Source organism: Staphylococcus sp. HMSC071G07 (assembly GCF_001811435.1).
Lineage (GTDB): Bacteria > Bacillota > Bacilli > Staphylococcales > Staphylococcaceae > Staphylococcus > Staphylococcus pettenkoferi.
In genome coordinates, this window is the sequence record NZ_KV804750.1 from 168,765 (window position 1) to 186,835 (window position 18,071).

The 18,071-nt window shown below is 36.8% G+C and carries 22 protein-coding genes and 1 riboswitch; all 22 genes read left to right on the forward strand.

Features of this window, described 5'->3' with window-relative positions:
* Positions 1-2: 2 nt before the first annotated feature.
* The 22 genes from HMPREF2802_RS00820 to gcvT all read left to right on the forward strand — a co-directional run bounded on the left by HMPREF2802_RS00820 (position 3) and on the right by gcvT (position 18,066).
* Positions 3-1,340, forward strand: coding sequence for a DEAD/DEAH box helicase (locus HMPREF2802_RS00820; protein ID WP_070502461.1), 1,338 nt, complete (start codon positions 3-5; stop codon positions 1,338-1,340).
* A gap of 16 nt (positions 1,341-1,356) precedes the next feature.
* On the forward strand, positions 1,357-2,253 hold the full coding sequence (locus HMPREF2802_RS00825) for a deoxyribonuclease IV (protein ID WP_070502462.1): 897 nt from the start codon (positions 1,357-1,359) through the stop codon (positions 2,251-2,253).
* A 258-nt stretch (positions 2,254-2,511) separates the two neighbouring features.
* Complete coding sequence (locus tag HMPREF2802_RS00830) at positions 2,512-3,285, forward strand: metal ABC transporter ATP-binding protein (RefSeq protein WP_070502463.1); 774 nt, start codon at positions 2,512-2,514, stop codon at positions 3,283-3,285.
* The gene (locus HMPREF2802_RS00835; RefSeq protein WP_002472486.1) at positions 3,282-4,145 is read left to right on the forward strand and encodes a metal ABC transporter permease; all 864 of its coding nucleotides are present in this window, start codon (positions 3,282-3,284) and stop codon (positions 4,143-4,145) included. The genes HMPREF2802_RS00830 and HMPREF2802_RS00835 overlap by 4 nt, the downstream gene beginning before the upstream one ends.
* Positions 4,132-4,548: a Fur family transcriptional regulator gene (locus HMPREF2802_RS00840; protein WP_002472471.1), complete on the forward strand. Its 417-nt coding sequence runs from the start codon at positions 4,132-4,134 to the stop codon at positions 4,546-4,548. The genes HMPREF2802_RS00835 and HMPREF2802_RS00840 overlap by 14 nt, the downstream gene beginning before the upstream one ends.
* A 322-nt stretch (positions 4,549-4,870) precedes the next feature.
* Positions 4,871-5,470 (forward strand): superoxide dismutase, encoded by a 600-nt coding sequence (locus HMPREF2802_RS00845; RefSeq protein WP_002472474.1) that lies wholly within the window; start codon positions 4,871-4,873, stop codon positions 5,468-5,470.
* Between the two features lie 206 nt (positions 5,471-5,676).
* Positions 5,677-7,725: a peptidoglycan D,D-transpeptidase FtsI family protein gene (locus tag HMPREF2802_RS00850; RefSeq protein WP_070502464.1), complete on the forward strand. Its 2,049-nt coding sequence runs from the start codon at positions 5,677-5,679 to the stop codon at positions 7,723-7,725.
* A gap of 121 nt (positions 7,726-7,846) precedes the next feature.
* Positions 7,847-7,996 carry a 50S ribosomal protein L33 gene (rpmG, locus tag HMPREF2802_RS00855; RefSeq protein ID WP_002472489.1) on the forward strand — a complete coding sequence of 50 codons (150 nt, stop codon included), beginning with the start codon at positions 7,847-7,849 and terminating at the stop codon, positions 7,994-7,996.
* A gap of 462 nt (positions 7,997-8,458) precedes the next feature.
* Positions 8,459-8,995, forward strand: coding sequence for a 5-formyltetrahydrofolate cyclo-ligase (locus HMPREF2802_RS00860; protein ID WP_070502465.1), 537 nt, complete (start codon positions 8,459-8,461; stop codon positions 8,993-8,995).
* 12 nt (positions 8,996-9,007) lie between these two features.
* Positions 9,008-10,447 (forward strand): rhomboid family intramembrane serine protease, encoded by a 1,440-nt coding sequence (locus tag HMPREF2802_RS00865; RefSeq protein WP_070502466.1) that lies wholly within the window; start codon positions 9,008-9,010, stop codon positions 10,445-10,447.
* Between the two features lies 1 nt (position 10,448).
* A complete protein-coding gene (locus tag HMPREF2802_RS00870; protein WP_002472468.1) occupies positions 10,449-10,643 on the forward strand; it encodes a YqgQ family protein in 195 nt (64 codons plus the stop codon).
* Between the two features lie 4 nt (positions 10,644-10,647).
* Positions 10,648-11,634 carry an ROK family glucokinase gene (locus HMPREF2802_RS00875; protein WP_002472496.1) on the forward strand — a complete coding sequence of 329 codons (987 nt, stop codon included), beginning with the start codon at positions 10,648-10,650 and terminating at the stop codon, positions 11,632-11,634.
* Positions 11,634-11,960, forward strand: a complete 327-nt coding sequence (locus HMPREF2802_RS00880; protein WP_002472477.1) for an MTH1187 family thiamine-binding protein — start codon at positions 11,634-11,636, stop codon at positions 11,958-11,960. The genes HMPREF2802_RS00875 and HMPREF2802_RS00880 overlap by 1 nt, the downstream gene beginning before the upstream one ends.
* Positions 11,960-12,586 (forward strand): MBL fold metallo-hydrolase, encoded by a 627-nt coding sequence (locus HMPREF2802_RS00885; protein WP_070502467.1) that lies wholly within the window; start codon positions 11,960-11,962, stop codon positions 12,584-12,586. Before HMPREF2802_RS00880 ends, HMPREF2802_RS00885 begins: the two co-directional genes overlap by 1 nt.
* A gap of 66 nt (positions 12,587-12,652) precedes the next feature.
* Positions 12,653-13,627, forward strand: a complete 975-nt coding sequence (gene comGA / locus HMPREF2802_RS00890; RefSeq protein ID WP_049405253.1) for a competence type IV pilus ATPase ComGA — start codon at positions 12,653-12,655, stop codon at positions 13,625-13,627.
* Positions 13,599-14,666, forward strand: a complete 1,068-nt coding sequence (comGB, locus tag HMPREF2802_RS00895; protein WP_002472482.1) for a competence type IV pilus assembly protein ComGB — start codon at positions 13,599-13,601, stop codon at positions 14,664-14,666. Before comGA ends, comGB begins: the two co-directional genes overlap by 29 nt.
* Positions 14,667-14,679: 13 nt before the next feature.
* Positions 14,680-14,997 (forward strand): competence type IV pilus major pilin ComGC, encoded by a 318-nt coding sequence (comGC, locus tag HMPREF2802_RS00900; protein WP_002472491.1) that lies wholly within the window; start codon positions 14,680-14,682, stop codon positions 14,995-14,997.
* Positions 14,987-15,427, forward strand: a complete 441-nt coding sequence (gene comGD / locus HMPREF2802_RS00905) for a competence type IV pilus minor pilin ComGD (protein WP_082143008.1) — start codon at positions 14,987-14,989, stop codon at positions 15,425-15,427. Before comGC ends, comGD begins: the two co-directional genes overlap by 11 nt.
* Positions 15,414-15,701, forward strand: coding sequence for a hypothetical protein (locus HMPREF2802_RS00910; RefSeq protein WP_088606290.1), 288 nt, complete (start codon positions 15,414-15,416; stop codon positions 15,699-15,701). Before comGD ends, HMPREF2802_RS00910 begins: the two co-directional genes overlap by 14 nt.
* Positions 15,631-16,116 carry a competence type IV pilus minor pilin ComGF gene (locus tag HMPREF2802_RS12440; RefSeq protein WP_083307570.1) on the forward strand — a complete coding sequence of 162 codons (486 nt, stop codon included), beginning with the start codon at positions 15,631-15,633 and terminating at the stop codon, positions 16,114-16,116. Before HMPREF2802_RS00910 ends, HMPREF2802_RS12440 begins: the two co-directional genes overlap by 71 nt.
* A gap of 206 nt (positions 16,117-16,322) precedes the next feature.
* Positions 16,323-16,796 carry a shikimate kinase gene (locus tag HMPREF2802_RS00920; protein ID WP_070502468.1) on the forward strand — a complete coding sequence of 158 codons (474 nt, stop codon included), beginning with the start codon at positions 16,323-16,325 and terminating at the stop codon, positions 16,794-16,796.
* Positions 16,793-16,896: riboswitch (glycine riboswitch) on the forward strand. (Overlaps the previous gene by 4 nt.)
* A 78-nt stretch (positions 16,897-16,974) precedes the next feature.
* Positions 16,975-18,066, forward strand: coding sequence for a glycine cleavage system aminomethyltransferase GcvT (gene gcvT, locus HMPREF2802_RS00925; protein ID WP_002472490.1), 1,092 nt, complete (start codon positions 16,975-16,977; stop codon positions 18,064-18,066).
* Positions 18,067-18,071: the final 5 nt, after the last annotated feature.

The following is an 18,071-nucleotide window of genomic DNA, read 5'->3' on the forward strand; positions in this document are numbered from 1 at the left end:
AGATGAGCAAACATCCATTTGAACATTTTAATCTTGACTCATCTTTAATAGATGCAGTTAAAGACCTTAACTTTAACAAACCTACACAAATTCAAAATCGCGTCATCCCAAAGATCATTAAACAAACTAATCTGATTGGTCAATCTCAGACAGGAACTGGGAAGTCTCATGCATTCTTATTACCTTTAATGCAACTCATTGACCCAGAAGTTCAAGAACCTCAATCAATCATCGTGGCGCCTACGCGTGAATTAGCACAACAACTCTTTGATGTAGCACAACAGCTCGCGCGTTTCAAAAGAGATGTAAGCGTCAAGCTATTTATCGGAGGAACAGATATTGAACGTGATAGACAGCGTGCGAAACAGCAACCTCAACTCGTGATTGGCACACCCACACGTATCAATGATTTAGCTCGCAACGGAGAGCTACATGTACATTTAGCTTCATATCTCGTTATCGACGAGGCGGATCTTATGATTGACTTAGGCCTCATAGAAGATGTTGACCACGTGGCAGCACGGCTGAGTTCAGAAGCACATATTGCAGTATTTAGTGCTACAATTCCTAAATCATTACATCCGTTCTTGAATAAATATCTTGAGAATCCGGATTATGTCGAAATCAACAATAAATCTCAGAATAAGAAGAATATTGACTTCTATTTAATCCCAACTAAAGGCGATAGTAAAGTTGCGAAAACGTTAAAATTAATTGATATCCTTAACCCTTATCTCTGTATCATTTTCTGTAACAGTAGAGAGAATGCTGATGCTTTAGCTGAGGAATTAACAAACGAAGGGATCAAAGTGGGTATGATTCATGGTGGCTTAACGCCTCGTGAACGTAAACAACAAATGAAACGTATTCGTAACCTAGACTATCAATACGTGATTGCGAGTGACTTGGCATCAAGAGGGATCGATATTGAAGGTGTCAGCCACGTCATCAACTTTGACGTACCACACGAACTCGACTTCTTTACACATCGCGTCGGTCGTACAGGACGTGGCCAATATAAAGGCATTGCGATTACACTTTATAGTCCAGATGAAGAAGAAAACGTCATGTTAATTGAAGAGAAAGGTTACCATTTTACCAATGTGGATGTGAAAAATGGAGAACTTAAAGAAATTAAGGCGCATAACAAACGTCATACTCGTAAGAAACAAGACGACCATCTTACTCAAAAAGTGAAACATAAAGTTAAACGCAATAATAAGAAAAAAGTCAAACCAGGTTATAAGAAAAAGTTCAAAAAAGAACTGGAAGAATTGAAGCGTCAGGAACGTAAACAGTATAGTAAGAAACAGCGACGTATGAATAAGAAAAAGAAATAAAGGATAGGTGAATTACATGTTATTAGGCTCACATGTCTCTATGAGCGGTAAGAAAATGTTACAAGGAGCAGCCGAACAAGCACATGAATATGGCGAAACAACATTTATGATCTATACCGGCGCTCCTCAGAATACGCGCCGTAAAGCGATTGAAGATTTGAATATTGAAAAAGGTCATGAAGCTATGAAAGAATATGGCTTATCAAATATTGTCGTTCACGCTCCCTACATTATCAATATCGCTAATACTCAAAAACCTCACGTATTCGACTTGGGTGTGGAGTTCCTACAAAGCGAAATTGAACGTACCCAAGCAATTGGTGCGAAAGATATCGTCTTACATCCTGGCTCACATGTCGGTGCTGGTGCAGATGCAGGAATCAAAAAGATAATCGAAGGGCTTAACGAAGTCCTTACACATGACAACGATGTCCGTATCGCACTTGAAACGATGGCAGGCAAGGGTTCTGAAGTTGGACGTAATTTCGAAGAACTTGCGCGCATCATCGACGGCGTAGAACACAACGAAAGACTTTCTGTGTGCTTTGATACGTGCCATACACATGACGCGGGTTATGATGTGAAGAATGACTTTGATGGTGTCTTAAATGAGTTTGATCAAATCATCGGTTTAGATCGCATTAAAGTTGTTCATGTCAACGATAGTAAGAACGAATGCGGCGCACATAAAGATAGACACGAGAACATCGGTTTCGGTCACATCGGTTTCGACGCGCTTAACTATGTCGTTCATCATGATGCATTTAAAGACATTCCTAAGATTCTTGAGACACCTTTTGTAGGTTTAGATAAGAAGAGTAAAAAGAATCCATTCGTACGTGAAATTCAAATGCTGCGTAATCAACAATTTGATCCAGATATGAAAGATAAGATTATTAACGAAGGTCATTAATTGAGTGACACTTCGCGGATGATGGCTGTTCATTAATGATAGAGGCGTAAATATAAGTGGAACGCCCAAAACGAAATGAACAGCCACTTTTTTATTTGAACCCCCATTTAATTGCTTCGTACTTATTGTTTCGATGTAGTTCTATTTTTAAACTTATCCTAACGGTTTTCCTCCTTATTTTTTGAAAGTTAAACAAGTCGAAAACATTACTATTTACAAGTCTAACGAGAGATTGTATAGTAATTACGAGGTGAAATCATGACGACACCAGTCTTCGAACTTAAAAATATAGATTATTATTTCGACAGAAAGCAAGTGCTTGAGAATATTAATATTAAAATTAACCGAGGCGAATTTCTGGCTATTGTAGGACCTAATGGAGCAGGTAAGTCAACCTTACTTAAGATTATGTTAGGGTTATTACCGTTACAACAAGGTCAAATCCTGATTGACGGCAAAGTCTACAAAAAGTCACAACAAGCGCCTCAAGTGAGTTATGTTTCTCAGAAAGCGCGCGCATTCAATTCCGGCTTTCCAGCAAGTGTTAAAGAAGTGGTCTTGAGTGGCTTAACGAAAAAGAAGAGGCTTTTACAATGGTTCAATAAAAAAGATGTCGCACAAGTGCACAACGTCTTGGAACGTTTAAATATTGAACATCTCATCAATAAAAATATCCCCGAGCTCTCAGGTGGCCAGCAGCAACGTGTTCTTATTGCTCGTGCATTAATTAGTAATCCGAGCGTCTTAATTCTCGATGAGCCAACCAATGGCATCGACGCGAAACACGTTAACGAATTCTATCAAACATTAGAGCGTCTAAAGCAGGAAGGTGTGACGATTATACTTGTAACTCACGATATTGGAGTAGTAGCGGATACAGCGACAGAAGTGGCATGTCTCAATAAACACTTACACTTCCATGGTTCAACTGAGGACTTCAAATCTTTAGATGAAGTAGAAATATCTAAAATATACGGTCATCCTGTACGCTTTGTAGATCACCAGCATGAGAGGGAGTGTTGTAACTCATGATTGATGCATTACTCAATTTCGATTTCGTCCGCTACTCGCTCATCAGTGGTCTACTCATCGGTTTCGTCGCGCCACTCATCGGCGCCTTTATCGTGGTCCGTCGTTTATCTTTAATTGCCGACGCACTCAGCCACGTCACGCTCGGTGGAATTTCATTCGGTATGTTTCTTATCACAGTCGTCCCTGCAGTTGCCTTTATTAACCCAATGTGGTTCGGTATTCTGTATGCTGTAGTAGGTGCTTTACTTATTGAGAAACTACGGACGTCCTACAGCAATTACCAAGAAATTGCGATTCCCATTATTATGAGTGCAGGGATTGCATTGAGTGCTATCTTTATCTCACTCGCTGATGGTTTTAATCAAGAAATTATAGGGTTGCTTTTCGGATCAATCAGTGCAGTCACTTTAAGTGACACGATTACGATCTTGATCATCACATTGATTGTGGTTATTTTTATCCTGTCACTTTACAAAGAATTATTTTTACTCTCATTCGACGAAGAGTATAGTGCTGTAATCGGCATACCAAAGTGGATACAATTTCTCTTCATCGTCATTGTAGCTATGGTCATTTCAGCTTCAATGCGCGTCGTTGGTATCTTGCTTGTCAGCGCGCTTATTACACTGCCCGTAGCTATTTCTCTCAGATTGACGAAAGCCTTTAAACAACTTATCTTACTCAGTATTGTTATCGGTGAGATAGCAGTTATTGCAGGGCTCGTACTTGCCTTCTACCTGAACCTCTCGCCAGGTGGAGTCATTGTTATCTTACTCGTTCTGGGTCTCGCACTCGTCATGTTGCTACAGAAAGTGAGATCTCATAGTGTAAAAGGAGTGAAAACACATGAAGACAGATAATGCGATTAAAATTTTAAAAAACAAGGGTCATAAGTATACAGATAAAAGACGCGATATGATTCAGCTGTTCGTTAATGAAGATAAATATATCAATGCAAAACATGTTCAAGCAGAACTCGAACATAACTATCCAGGTATCTCTTTCGATACGATTTATCGTAACTTACATTTGTTTAAAGAGTTAGGTATTATCGAAAGCACGGAGTTAGATGGAGAAATGAAGTTTAGAATTGCTTGTACAGATCATCACCACCATCACTTTATCTGCGAATCTTGTGGTGATACGAAAGTGATTGATTATTGTCCAATCGACAATATCAAATCCTATTTACCAGGTGTTGCGATTCATCAACACAAACTTGAAGTTTACGGTATTTGTGAAGCTTGCCAGAAAGCGCATTAATATCAAGATATTTGTCATCTCAGCTCGACACTTTCTGTTGGGCTGAGATTTTTTGATGGGTAAAAACGACGTAGTTATGTTCCACCATGTATTCCTACATCAAATGTAAACTCTAGGGTAGGTCATTAGTCTGAATTCTGAGTAGAATGGTCAATTTATAGTCAGGAAATGTTTAAAATATTGTCATATGAGATATAATATGACTGTAAAGATAACAAAGAGATAACGAGCGACTGAGTTTGATGTATCAAGCAGAAACTTTGTCGTTATCTGGCTTTATTGTTATTCTAAAGTTGAAGAAAACTTAGGAGGATGATTATTTATGGCTTTTGAATTACCAAAATTACCTTACGACTATGATGCGTTAGAACCTTATATCGATAAAGAAACAATGACTATCCATCATGACAAACACCACAACACTTATGTTACTAAATTAAATTCAGCTATCGAAGGTACTGATTTAGAATCTAAATCAATCGAAGAAATCGTAGCTAACCTTGACAGCGTACCAAGCGATATTCAAACTGCAGTACGTAACAATGGTGGTGGACACTTAAACCACTCATTATTCTGGGAAATGATGACTCCTAATTCTAAAGAAGAAGGTACTGTAATTGATGAAATCAAAAAACAATGGGGCTCATTAGACAAATTTAAAGAAGAATTTGCTGATGCAGCTGCTGGACGTTTCGGTTCAGGCTGGGCTTGGTTAGTAGTTAATAACGGTAAATTAGAAATCACTTCTACTCCAAACCAAGACAACCCAATTACAGAAGGTAAAACACCTATCTTAGGTATCGACGTTTGGGAACACGCTTACTACCTTAAATATCAAAACGCACGTCCAGAATATATCAAACAATTCTGGAATGTAGTTAACTGGGAAAAAGTTGACGAATTATACAACGCTGCTAAATAATCGTCATCACTCTAAAGTTTAACTATTAGGGAGTATGAGGCTGTCGATGAGAATTTCTCGTCGGCAGTTTTATTTATGTTAACTGTGCTTTCAAACACAAATCCATACGTTAAATCTTCTCAAGTTAATTTGACTAAAATGATAGAAAAATCTTTCGTAATCATTTATGCTTTTAAGAGAGAACGATTGAATAGAGGTAGGTTGCGTTGTTAAAAAGATTAAAGGAAAGATCAAATGATGAAAAAATAAGAAACACCATGAATAAACGTATTCGTTTTATCTTTGGTGTGATTGTATTTATTTTTGCCATCATCGTACTGCGATTAGGTTATTTACAAATCGCACAAGGTTCTCACTATAAAGAACAAATCAAAGATAGCGAAAACATAACAGTAAATGAGTCCGTGCCTCGAGGAAGAATACTCGATCGTAACGGTAATGTATTAGTAGATAATGCTTCGAAAAAAGCAATTACATATACGAGAGGTAAGAAGACATCACAAGGAGAAATTCTTAAAACAGCTAAAAAATTATCTTCTCTCATCGATATGAAAACAGATAAGATCACTAAAAGGGATAAACAAGATTTCTGGATTCAACTTCACCCAGAAAAAGCGCAATCCATGATGAAACGTGAAGAGAATTTACTCAACGATGTCAGTATTTCTCAAGATCAGTTCGACAAAGCACAACACAATAAGATTGGAAAGAAAGAGCTTGATAGTTTATCTAAGAAAGATTTACAAGTACTCGCAATTTATCGAGAAATGATGGCTGGTTCCACATTAAACCCACAAACCATCAAGAATGATGACGTTTCTGATAAAGAGTACGCAGCAGTTTCTCAAAAACTTTCCGACTTACCAGGTGTAAATACAACCATGGATTGGGATCGTAAATATCCTTACGGCAAAACGTTAAGAGGGGTCTTTGGTGATGTTTCAACACCTGAAGAAGGTATACCGAAAGAGCTAACGGATAAATACTTGTCTAAAGGCTATTCACGTAATGACCGCGTCGGCAAATCTTACCTTGAATATCAATACGAAGATGTGTTGAAAGGTAAGAAGAAAGAGATGAAATACACCACTGACAAATCAGGTGAAGTCAAAGACTCTAAAGTCGTCAACCCTGGTTCACGCGGTGATGATCTCGTCTTGAGTATCGACATAGACTTACAGAAAAAGACAGAAGAATATCTTGAGAAACAAATTAAGAAACTCCGTGGCGAAGGTGCCAAAGATATGGATAAAGCGATGATTGTCGTTCAAGATCCTAAAAATGGAGATATTCTTGCTATGGCAGGTAAACAAATCGATAAAGACGGTAGTCTCACAGATTACGATATCGGTAACTTTACGAGCCAATATGCAGTAGGTTCTTCGGTCAAAGGTGGTACTTTACTTGCAGGCTATCAAAATAATGCAATTAAAGTCGGTGAGCACATGATTGACGAACCACTGAAATTCAGTGGCGGCTTAACAAAGCACTCATACTTCAACCAACACGGTCGCAAGGATATTGATGATAAAGAAGCGCTCATGCATTCATCCAACGTTTATATGTTCAAGACAGCGTTGAAACTTGCCGGCGATCCATATACACCGAATATGTCTCTACCAAATAACATTACAGAGGCCGGTCAAAAATTACGTAAAGGACTTAACCAAGTAGGTCTAGGGGTTAAGACAGGTATTGATTTACCTAATGAGACAAACGGCCAAATTGAACCGTTAAATACGAACTCTGGTAACTACTTAGACTTAGCGATTGGTCAGTATGATACGTATACACCAATGCAGCTTTCTCAATATGTTTCAACAATTGCTAATGATGGTTACCGCGTTCAACCTCATATTGGCTTAGAAGTGAGAGATGCAACAAACAAAGATGAAGTCGGCCCATTGAAACATAAGATTAAAGGTAACGTCTTAAACCGTATCAATAATACGTCTGATGAACTTAGCCAAGTTAAAGAAGGTTTCAAGATGACCTTTAATAAGATTGATGGTACAGGCTACCAAAGTTTCCATAATACTGACGTGACTTCAGCTGGTAAGACAGGTACTGCAGAGGTTTACCAAGATGGTCATCCTCGAGTTAACTCCACATATATAGGTTATGCACCTGCTGACAAACCGAAATTAGCGTTCAGTATTGTGTATACGAACCAACCCGTGCCTGAACCATGGCTTAACGGTGGAGACTTAGGTCGCGATGTCATTAATTATTATTTTAAAAATCATAAAGATTAATGATTTGAGAAGAGTAAAAACGGCTTGAAAAAGGGTAGAATGTTAAATAATACTTTTCATTTTCTCTTTGAAGTGGTATCATAAATTAGTCGTATTATGAAGAGATAAGGAGGAACACAACATGCGCGTAGATATTACATTAGCTTGCACAGAATGTGGTGACAGAAACTACATTTCTACTAAAAACAAGCGCAATAACCCAGAACGTATTGAAATGAAAAAATTCTGTTCACGTGATAACAAACACACTTTACACCGTGAAACTAAATAAGAAATTTTCGAGTACCAAGTTCTTCCGAGCTTGGTACTTTTTTAGGAGCAAAACAAAAATATTTGATTTCGTTGTCTTGCCTACGCTCAGTTGACTCGTGTTTGAGGTAGCACCTGCGATTTCAAACACAGACAGCCACTTCGCAATTAATAAATTAGAATTAATGGGGCAAATCTTTATAATTTAACGGTAAACTTTTAAATACACAGAAATCTTTGATTTCGTCGTCTTGGCTCCCACTAGTATCAAAACACTACAATAAACACAGCTTACTTTACTCAAACTTGTGCGTTAAATTAATTATAAATTCACCACTTGTAATTATAGTCAGTTCAAGAAAACTATATTCAATTTCATAATTTGTCCTTAAACTAATTTTATCTACCGTGGTGACAGCCCTGAAATGACATCACCTCAGAGAAACGTTATAATATATTTAGTTTATATAAAGAAGGTGTAAGCATGTCTAAAAAGTCGTTAAGAAAGGAAACGCTTCAACAAATGAAAGCGTTAGATAAAGAAAACAAACAACGCGCTGATGAAGACTTAGCTCAGCAACTTTATGAAACGGAACAATTCCAACAAGCGCACAAAGTAGGAATCGTATTATCGATGCCACATGAAGTGAACGCCACACCTATCATTGAACACATGCTTGAACAAGGTAAAGAAGTGTACGTTCCTGAAACAGACTATGCGCACAAGGAAATGAATTTCAAACACCTCCCACACATGGATGCGATAGGCCCAGATGATAAAGGAATCAATCATGTGATTGAGGATACACCGCTATGTAATCATCTTGATTTAGTGATTGTCCCTGGAGTAGTGTTTAGAGACGATGGTTATCGGATTGGCTACGGAGGCGGTTACTTCGATAAATACTTAACCGATCATCAACCTCCAACGTTAAGTTTAATCTATGATATTCAACGCCATGACTTTACACCTGAAAGTCATGACCAACCAGTCGATCGAATGATTGAAACTACAACTTAAGCGGAGGCACAAATGAATATAGAAAGAAACTATTGGAAACTTATCTATTTATGGATTAAATATAAGAACTATCATCTGGTTCATGATAATAAAGACCATACCGAGATTTGGCTTGCTAATCATCAAACGAAGAAGGTAGCCATCTTTCAGTACGGTGCAAGTTCAACGCAAGATGTGCGTTTTATTAAAGAACGAATCGATGAGCATCATTCAGATATCACTCAGTTTCTCAACTTTACACCGAAACAGTATAATGTATTTATACTTACTGACAAAGGTTTCGCGCATGAGAACTTAGACAGTCATCATAGCCATAAATATCGTTTCAAAATATTGCGTGAGAAATCTGATGTTGATCGAGCCACTTCTAGTCTGGGGTTACGCTTGGCAAGCCGCTTCGAAGACAAGAAGACGAAGTCCCATTATCGCAAGCAAGCATTAAATATTAATCCTATTGAGAAACATATGTTGAAGTTTGCGCCAATTACGTATAGTTTAATAGCGATTAACGTTTTTATTTGGCTCATTATGTTTTTAGTTCTGGATCGATTTTCAGACTTCAAACTTTTAGATGTCGGTGGATTAGTTCATTTTAACTTTGTTCATGGTGAATGGTATCGACTGATTACTTCGATGTTTCTACACTTTAACTTTGAACATTTACTCATGAACATGTTGAGTTTATTCATCTTTGGTAAAATTGTTGAGTCTATCGTCGGCCATTGGCGCATGTTAGTGATTTACTTGTTCGCTGGCTTATTCGGTAACTTTGCGTCATTATCTTTTAATACGCATACTGTATCTGCTGGCGCGAGTGGTGCGATATTTGGACTCATTGGTGCTATTTTTACATTTATGTACTTAAGTAAGACGTTTAATCGTAAATTAATCGGTCAACTACTCATTGTATTAGTTATCCTAATCGGTATTTCAATATTTATTCCAAATATCAATATTGTGGCGCATCTTGGTGGTTTAATTGGCGGTATCTTAATCACGCTAATGGGTTATTACTTTAAGCATAATCGTACCGGATTTTGGATTGTCTTGATTATTACACTTGTGCTCTTTCTAGCAGCTCAAATCCGAATCTATACCATTCAAGAAAAGAATATTTATAACCATATTATTACCAGTGAAATGTCAGCTGGACATTATGACAGTGCAGAGAGTATGGTGAAGCACACAATTGTGAAGCACTACGATGACGATGAAACCTATTATCTTAAAGGATTAATTACTGCAAGCAAACATTCAAAGACCGAAGCGATTGCAGATTGGCAACGCGGTTTACGTGAACATCCGAACTCAGGCATTTTAAACTATGAACTGGCGATTGCTAGTCGCGCGATTGATAATAAAAGTAAAGCCAAAAGCTATATTAAAAAAGCTGTCAAAGCTGATCCTAATAAGGATGCTTATCAAAGATTAAAGAAAGAGTTGGATGATTAGTATGCCTAAAGAAATTCAGTCTTTCTATGATGTCTTACAATTGTTAAAGCAGTTTGGATTTATCATTTATTTCAAAGATCCTAACGATTATTTGGAAATGATTGAACAAGAAATTAACCAGCTTTATCAATATGAGTTGATATCCAAAGAACAATATCTTCAATGTAAATTAATTATTAGTCAAAGAAGGAAGTAGAGTTATGTCAAAAATCATTTTAGCGGCAGATGTTGGTGGTACAACATGTAAACTAGGACTATTTGATGAGAAGATCAATCAGATTCATAAATGGTCTATTAAAACAGATACAACGGATCCTACAGGTTACAAGCTACTAGAACAAATCTATCAATCTTTCGAAGAACAACTTTCTGCGCATGACTACGACTTTGCACAAGTCATTGGTGTGGGTATAGGCGTGCCAGGTCCCGTAGATTTCGAATCAGGAATCGTCGATGGAGCAGTTAATCTCTATTGGAAAGATCGTGTTCACGTTCGCGAAATGTTCCAACAATTCGTGGATTGCCCGGTCTACGTTGATAATGACGCTAACGTTGCAGCACTAGGTGAGAAACATAAAGGTGCAGGTAACGAAGCTGACGATGTGGTTGCTATTACACTAGGTACAGGACTCGGTGGCGGTATTATTTCAAATGGAGAAATCGTTCATGGACACAAAGGTTCTGGTGCAGAAATTGGTCACTTCCGTATCGACCAAGATCAGCGTTTCAGATGTAATTGCGGTAAGTCAGGTTGTGTGGAAACGGTCGCATCTGCAACAGGTGTCGTCAATCTCGTTTACTTTTACTATCCGAAACTGACATTTAAATCTTCTATTCTCGAATTAATTAAAGAACATAAAGTGACAGCCAAAGACGTATTCGACGCTGCTAAAGCAGGCGACCAATTCTGTATCTTTATCACTGAGAAAGTCGCTAACTATATCGCTTATGTATGTAGCATTATCAGTGTGACAAGTAATCCGAAATACATCATACTGGGCGGCGGCATGTCCACAGCAGGACCGATATTGATTGAGAATATTAAGACTGAATACCGCAACATCACTTTCACACCTGCGCAACATGAAACGGAAATTGTTCAAGCTCAGTTAGGTAACGATGCAGGTATTACCGGCGCAGCAGGCTTGATTTACACTTATGTGATTGAAAAGGGAGGAGTTAAATAATGGCAATTGTAGACGTAGTTGTTATACCAGTAGGAACTGAAGGCCCAAGTGTGAGTAAATATATTGCAGAAATTCAAACTAAACTCGAGGAATTTAAATCTGAAGGCAAGATAGACTATCAACTTACACCAATGAATACCTTAATTGAAGGTGACTTGAAAGATTTATTTGAAGTCGTTCAAGCAATTCATGAGCTACCGTTTGATAAAGGTCTCGATCGCGTTTGTACCAACCTTCGTATCGATGACCGCCGAGATAAATCTCGTAAGATGAATGACAAACTTGCTTCAGTACAAAAGCACTTATCTAACCAAGGTGATCAATAATGCAAATTTCTCATTTAACTTTAGGTATTGCTAGTACGAATACGTATTTTATTGAAAATGATCATGAGCTCTTACTCGTAGATCCTTCAAGCGAAAGCGAGAAGATCTTAGCACGCCTTAGAGAAATAGATAAACCGCTCATTGGGATTATTCTTACTCATGCGCATTTTGACCATATTGGTGCGTTAGATGATATCCTAGCAGAATATGATGTCCCTGTGTATTTAAATGAAGAAGAATTTGACTTCTTAACTGACCCTGAGAAGAATGGTGCTGCTAAATTTAAACAATATGGTTTACCTGAGATTACGAGTCAAGCCCATCCAACAAATCTTAAAGAAGGTTCTACACAAATAGGCGATTTTTCCATAGAAGTTCTACACACGCCAGGACATTCTCCAGGCAGTTTAACTTATGTCTTTGATGAATTTGCTGTAGTCGGCGATACGCTCTTTAATGGAGGTATTGGTCGTACAGATTTATATCGTGGTGATATGGAGACACTTATCGATAGTATTAAATTTAAGTTGTTTGAACTCGATGAAACCTTACCACTTTATCCAGGACATGGGCCTTCTACTTCAGTTGAGCGTGAGATAGATAATCCATACTTACTCGGCTTTTAAAAGTTTTTCAAATTAATAAAAGTAAAATCATCACCTCCTACGTGTATATATGTAGGAGGTGATTTTTTGAAACTATTATTCAAAGAAATGATTTCAAGAGCAATTAAGCACGAAGCGTCGGATATTCACTTTATTCCATCAGAAGAAGAAGTATTTGTGAAATTTCGTATCAATGATAACCTGCAGAGTTTTGAATCAATTCAACACGAAACTTATACGAAATTACTGACGTATATGAAGTATTTGGCAGGTCTCGATGTGTCGACTCATATTATCGCACAAAGCGGCCGCTATTTATTCAAAGCTAAGCGACCTTATTATTTACGTATTTCAACATTGCCGCTGTCCTTAGGAATTGAAAGTTGTGTTATTCGTTTAATACCACAATACTTTGAACAGCATTCTGAAACGAAACACGGAGATATTTTGTACAAGCTAATGAATAAGAAACAAGGCTTGATTCTCTTTAGTGGTCCAACAGGATCAGGTAAAAGCACTTTAATGTATCAGATGATTAATTACGCTAAAGATCAATTAAATTTGAATATCATCACCGTGGAAGATCCGATCGAACAAAAAATAAATGGCATCACTCAAATCTCGATTAACGAAAAGGCAGGGATTAACTATGCGAGTTCCTTTAAAGCGATACTACGTTGTGATCCAGATATCATACTTATCGGTGAAATTCGTGATGCTAATGTAGCAAAATATGTAATTCAAGCAAGTATGAGTGGGCACCTCGTCCTTTCTACAATTCACGCGAATGATTGTAGAGGTACTTTACTTCGTCTGTTGGAAATGGGGATATCTGAGCAAGAAATTAAGCAAGCGTTGATTAATATTACGAATCAACGGCTCATTCCTATTAGCGATGATAAGCGAGAATTGGTCTGTGAAATGATGATGAAAGAGGATATCGCTTACTTTTTCGAGCACGAGCAAACGATGCCTTATACTTTCCAGAATTTATCTTATATTCTTAAAGAAATGTCGAAAGAGGGTGTTATTTGTGAAGACACCGTCGATCGATATCTCTAAATTATTCCATCGTAAACCTTTATCTACACTTGATCAAATTGACTTCTTAAAGCGGCTTGCAGATCTATTAGCACATGGTTTCACTTTATCTGAAGCCATACACTTTCTACTACAACACCTTCATATACGTCGACAAGAAACCCGTCAACAGATGATTCAAGCATTACAGCAAGGTTCAGGATGCGCAACGCTTCTAGAATTATTACAATATCCTCAAACCATAGTGATGCAAGTGTATTTTGCTGAGTTATTTGGGGAACTGAATACTTGTTTGATTTCTAGTATTGATTATATGGAAAGACAACGACAAGCGAAACAAAGCTTACTCAAGACGTTGCAATATCCTATTGTACTGCTGTCCATATTTATTGTAATGCTTATTGTCTTAAATCAGACAGTTATTCCAGAATTTCAGAATCTCTACGAAACGATGGACGTTAATTTGTCAGCTTTTCAAAAGGGGCTCACTCAGTTCATCGTTCTATTGCCTCCCAGTCTATTTGTCGCTTTTATCATTGGCAGTTGTGTCACTTTGATACTCATAGTATTCTATCAACGCTTATCGCCACCATCTCGTATTCAGTTCGTACTTCACGTTCCCTGCCTTAAGCACTATTTCAAGTTATTAAAGACGTATCGTTTAGCAACTGAATTCTCTTTGTTTTATCGTAATGGGATTTCACTGAATAAAATTGTTGAAATTTATACTTCTCAGACGAAAGATGCTTACCTTAATTACTTAGGGCATTATATTTTAGAACACACTGAAGCAGGCTCTCCATTAGGGAAAACTTTAGCTTCACTTAAATGTTTCGAAAGTGAATTAATCACCTTTATCGAGCAAGGTCAGAAGAAAGGTAAACTCGATATTGAGCTCAAACTCTATAGTTCGATACTTATCGCAAAGATTGAACGTAAAATACTCAAGCAACTCAAATTCGTGCAGCCCATTATTTTTGGATTACTCGCATTTTTAATTGTCGCATTATACCTCGTTATCATGTTACCAATGTTTGAACTTATGCAAACGATTAAATAGGAAAGGAATCACCATGAAGAAATTACACAAACGTTATTTGAAATCAGCTTTTACTCTTATAGAAATGTTACTCGTACTTCTCATTATCAGCTTACTCTTAATATTAATCATCCCGAATATAGCGAAACAGTCTCAACACATTCAAACGACAGGTTGTGATGCACAAGTTAAGATGGTTAATAGTCAGATTGAGGCTTATACACTTAAAAACGACCATAAACCTGACTCCATCGACGACTTAATTAGAGAAGGCTATATCAAAGAACAACAGAAGAAATGTAAAAATGGCCAAGCGATAGCAATTCAAAATGGAGAAGCGCGTGCATCTTAACGCCACGAAAGCTTTTACGTACGTAGAGTTGCTATTCGTCCTCTTTATTATCAGTATCTTAATGTATCTCCAAACTCACGCTTCTCTACTCAATACAAATTATACTAAGACTAACCAAAAACGCATGACACAGTTAATTAGTCATTTAAATCTCTATAAATCTAAAGCAATACACGATCAAAAATCAATTATCGTCTTGTTTAAAAAGGGCACCAACCAAATTGAAATTAAAGAACAGGGTGCAACAAAAAAATCTACAATTACACTTCCTAAAGGAACAATTATGAATAAATCAAACCTCGATTATATTAATTTCGATAAAAAAGGCGAAGTGAATCAATTTGGTTCAGTTTACATCTCTTATGATAAAGAAATCTATCGTTTAATATTCCACATTGAGAAAGGGCGAATTCGTTATGAAAAAGTCTAAAGTAAAAGGGAGTCTCTTAATGGATGGCTTACTATCTTTAAGTACGCTCTCTATATTATGCTTACTATTATTTCCATTGATGTTACGAATGAATCATACACTTCAAGAGAAACACCATACTATGGAGATGAAACGCTTATTAGCAGCACTCATTTCTAGAGAACAAAAGCTAGAATTGATGAAAGGTTTAAAAATTAAACAGTATGAGATCTACTATCAACACAAAGATTTATGTATCTCTGATAAAGAAACTGAAATATGCTATCCGAAATAATTACAAAGCATTCACCTATATTGAATTGCTACTCGCATTAACGATTACAATCATTATTCTGACTATATTACCGCTGATCATTAATAGCACGAAATTCTTCGACTATCATCTTAGCACTAATAGTGATATAGAACTTGAACTCTTTGCAAGAGATTTAATAGCGGATTTTTCGACCAGCCCTTCTCTCGACATTGAGAATCACTCGACATCCTCATCAATATTCGATAGCAAAGGTTTATGCAAATATAGTTATAAAAATGGTAAGGTCATTAAGACAGTAAATGGAAAAGGGAATGTAACTGTATTAAATCAAGTCACTCAGTTTAAAGTTCGTAAAGTTACAGCTCATCTTATTGAGGTCGATATTCATCTTAGGGACAAAGGAGTGATGTATCATAAGCAATTTTACGTATAAAGTTAAAGGCTACATGTATCCTTTTGTGATGGGGGTATTTATGCTATATTTATCAGTAATCTCAATTTACACTGTTCAATATAGTATTAAACTAAAAACGTTAGATAATATCGAACATGATTACGATCGGTTAATCAAAACATCACACTTAAAGGAAGATCACATTGCCAAAAAACATTAGGTTACCGCTAATATTAATAGGATTTATGGGAGTAGGTAAGACGACACTCGGTGAATATATTGCCTCTACTTATCAGTTATCATATGTAGATTTAGATCATTATATCGTTGAACAAGAACAAATGACTATTCCCACTATTTTCAATCAATATGGAGAACAACACTTTAGACGCTTAGAAGCTCACTATTTACAAGAATGCATTCAACAATTTGAAGTTATAGCTACAGGTGGCGGAATTATAGAAGGTGTCCAATCTTTAGAAATCCTTCACAAGCAATCTAACATCGTGTGGTTAGACTGTGATTTGAATATTGTATATGACAGAATTCGTAACGATTCTAATCGGCCCAATGCTAATAATAAGTCACTTTATGACTTAAAAAACTTGTATTCAGACAGATATTCAAGATATAATGAAATCGCATTCATCAAAGTGAATAGTAATCAATCTCTTAAAGATTTGCATGATGAAATCTTTAATGAGTTATCTTGCGATTGATCAGTGTTAGAGAGAATGATTGTATTCTTTGTTGAATATAATCATCGCCGAAGGTGCAAGTAAATACGAATCTCTCAGGCAAAAGGATGACACTGTGACGCATTCCTGAAAGATTCTGACAGGATAGCTTAGGCTATCCTGTCTTTATTTTTAAAAATAATTAATAGGGGGCTTCAAGATGTCTAATGAACTTAAGAAGACACCACTTTATCAAGCGTTTGTCGATAGTGGTGCTAAGATTGTCGAATTTGGTGGATGGGCAATGCCTGTTCAGTTCTCTAGCATTAAAGAGGAGCACAATGCTGTACGTACAAATAAAGGGTTATTTGATGTCAGTCACATGGGTGAAGTACTCATCAAAGGACCTGAAGCATCACAATTAGTTCAATATTTATTATCAAATGACACTGATAAGTTAGAAATTGGTAAAGCTCAATATACAGCTCTTTGTAATGAAGAAGGTGGCGTTATTGACGACTTAATCACTTATCAAATCGGTGATAATGAGTATTTACTTGTCGTAAACGCTGCTAATACAGATAAAGACTTTGAATGGATGAAATCACACTCAGATCAATTTGATGCAGAAGTTTCAAACGTTTCTGATCAATACGGTCAACTTGCGATCCAAGGTCCTAAAGCGAGAGATCTTGTTCAAGACTTAGTAGATGTAGACGTTTCAGAAATGAAACCATTCGAATTCAAAATGGATGTTACGATTTTCGGTAAAAATGTAATTCTTTCTCAATCTGGTTATACAGGTGAAGATGGATTCGAAATTTATTGTAAATCTGAAGATGCCTTAGATATCTGGAATGGCTTCTTAGAATATGATGTAGAGCCATGTGGCTTAGGTGCACGTGACACACTTAGATTAGAAGCTGGTCTACCACTTCATGGTCAAGATTTAACAGAATCTATTACTCCATATGAAGGTGGTATTGCATTTGCAGCTAAACCACTTATCGATGCTGATTTCATTGGTAAATCAGTACTTAAAGACCAAAAAGAAAATGGTTCTAAACGCCGCACTGTAGGTATCGAAATGATCGGTAAAGGTATTCCAAGAACTGGTTATACTGTAATGAATAAAGATGGTAAAGAAATTGGTGAAGTGACTTCAGGAACGCAATCACCATTATCTGGTAAAGCTATTGGTTTAGCTATCATTGATCGTGACGAATTCGAAATGGGCAAAGAGATTGTCATTCAAGTTCGTAAACGTCAAGTTGATGCTAAAATCGTTAAGAAAAATCAAATTAGCAAATAATGAAA

Excerpts from the sequence above, each read along its gene's own strand:
- HMPREF2802_RS12440 (WP_083307570.1), top strand. The coding sequence starts at position 15,631 with ATGAGATCTACTATCAACACAAAGATTTATGTATCTCTGATAAAGAAA.
- HMPREF2802_RS00845 (WP_002472474.1), top strand. The coding sequence starts at position 4,871 with ATGGCTTTTGAATTACCAAAATTACCTTACGACTATGATGCGTTAGAA.
- gcvT (WP_002472490.1), top strand. The coding sequence starts at position 16,975 with ATGTCTAATGAACTTAAGAAGACACCACTTTATCAAGCGTTTGTCGAT.
- HMPREF2802_RS00860 (WP_070502465.1), top strand. The coding sequence starts at position 8,459 with ATGTCTAAAAAGTCGTTAAGAAAGGAAACGCTTCAACAAATGAAAGCG.
- rpmG (WP_002472489.1), top strand. The coding sequence starts at position 7,847 with ATGCGCGTAGATATTACATTAGCTTGCACAGAATGTGGTGACAGAAAC.
- HMPREF2802_RS00870 (WP_002472468.1), top strand. The coding sequence starts at position 10,449 with ATGCCTAAAGAAATTCAGTCTTTCTATGATGTCTTACAATTGTTAAAG.
- HMPREF2802_RS00835 (WP_002472486.1), top strand. The coding sequence starts at position 3,282 with ATGATTGATGCATTACTCAATTTCGATTTCGTCCGCTACTCGCTCATC.
- HMPREF2802_RS00865 (WP_070502466.1), top strand. The coding sequence starts at position 9,008 with ATGAATATAGAAAGAAACTATTGGAAACTTATCTATTTATGGATTAAA.
- comGC (WP_002472491.1), top strand. The coding sequence starts at position 14,680 with ATGAAGAAATTACACAAACGTTATTTGAAATCAGCTTTTACTCTTATA.
- HMPREF2802_RS00880 (WP_002472477.1), top strand. The coding sequence starts at position 11,634 with ATGGCAATTGTAGACGTAGTTGTTATACCAGTAGGAACTGAAGGCCCA.
- HMPREF2802_RS00825 (WP_070502462.1), top strand. The coding sequence starts at position 1,357 with ATGTTATTAGGCTCACATGTCTCTATGAGCGGTAAGAAAATGTTACAA.
- HMPREF2802_RS00920 (WP_070502468.1), top strand. The coding sequence starts at position 16,323 with ATGGGAGTAGGTAAGACGACACTCGGTGAATATATTGCCTCTACTTAT.
- HMPREF2802_RS00840 (WP_002472471.1), top strand. The coding sequence starts at position 4,132 with ATGAAGACAGATAATGCGATTAAAATTTTAAAAAACAAGGGTCATAAG.
- HMPREF2802_RS00885 (WP_070502467.1), top strand. The coding sequence starts at position 11,960 with ATGCAAATTTCTCATTTAACTTTAGGTATTGCTAGTACGAATACGTAT.
- HMPREF2802_RS00830 (WP_070502463.1), top strand. The coding sequence starts at position 2,512 with ATGACGACACCAGTCTTCGAACTTAAAAATATAGATTATTATTTCGAC.
- HMPREF2802_RS00910 (WP_088606290.1), top strand. The coding sequence starts at position 15,414 with ATGAAAAAGTCTAAAGTAAAAGGGAGTCTCTTAATGGATGGCTTACTA.
- HMPREF2802_RS00875 (WP_002472496.1), top strand. The coding sequence starts at position 10,648 with ATGTCAAAAATCATTTTAGCGGCAGATGTTGGTGGTACAACATGTAAA.
- HMPREF2802_RS00820 (WP_070502461.1), top strand. The coding sequence starts at position 3 with ATGAGCAAACATCCATTTGAACATTTTAATCTTGACTCATCTTTAATA.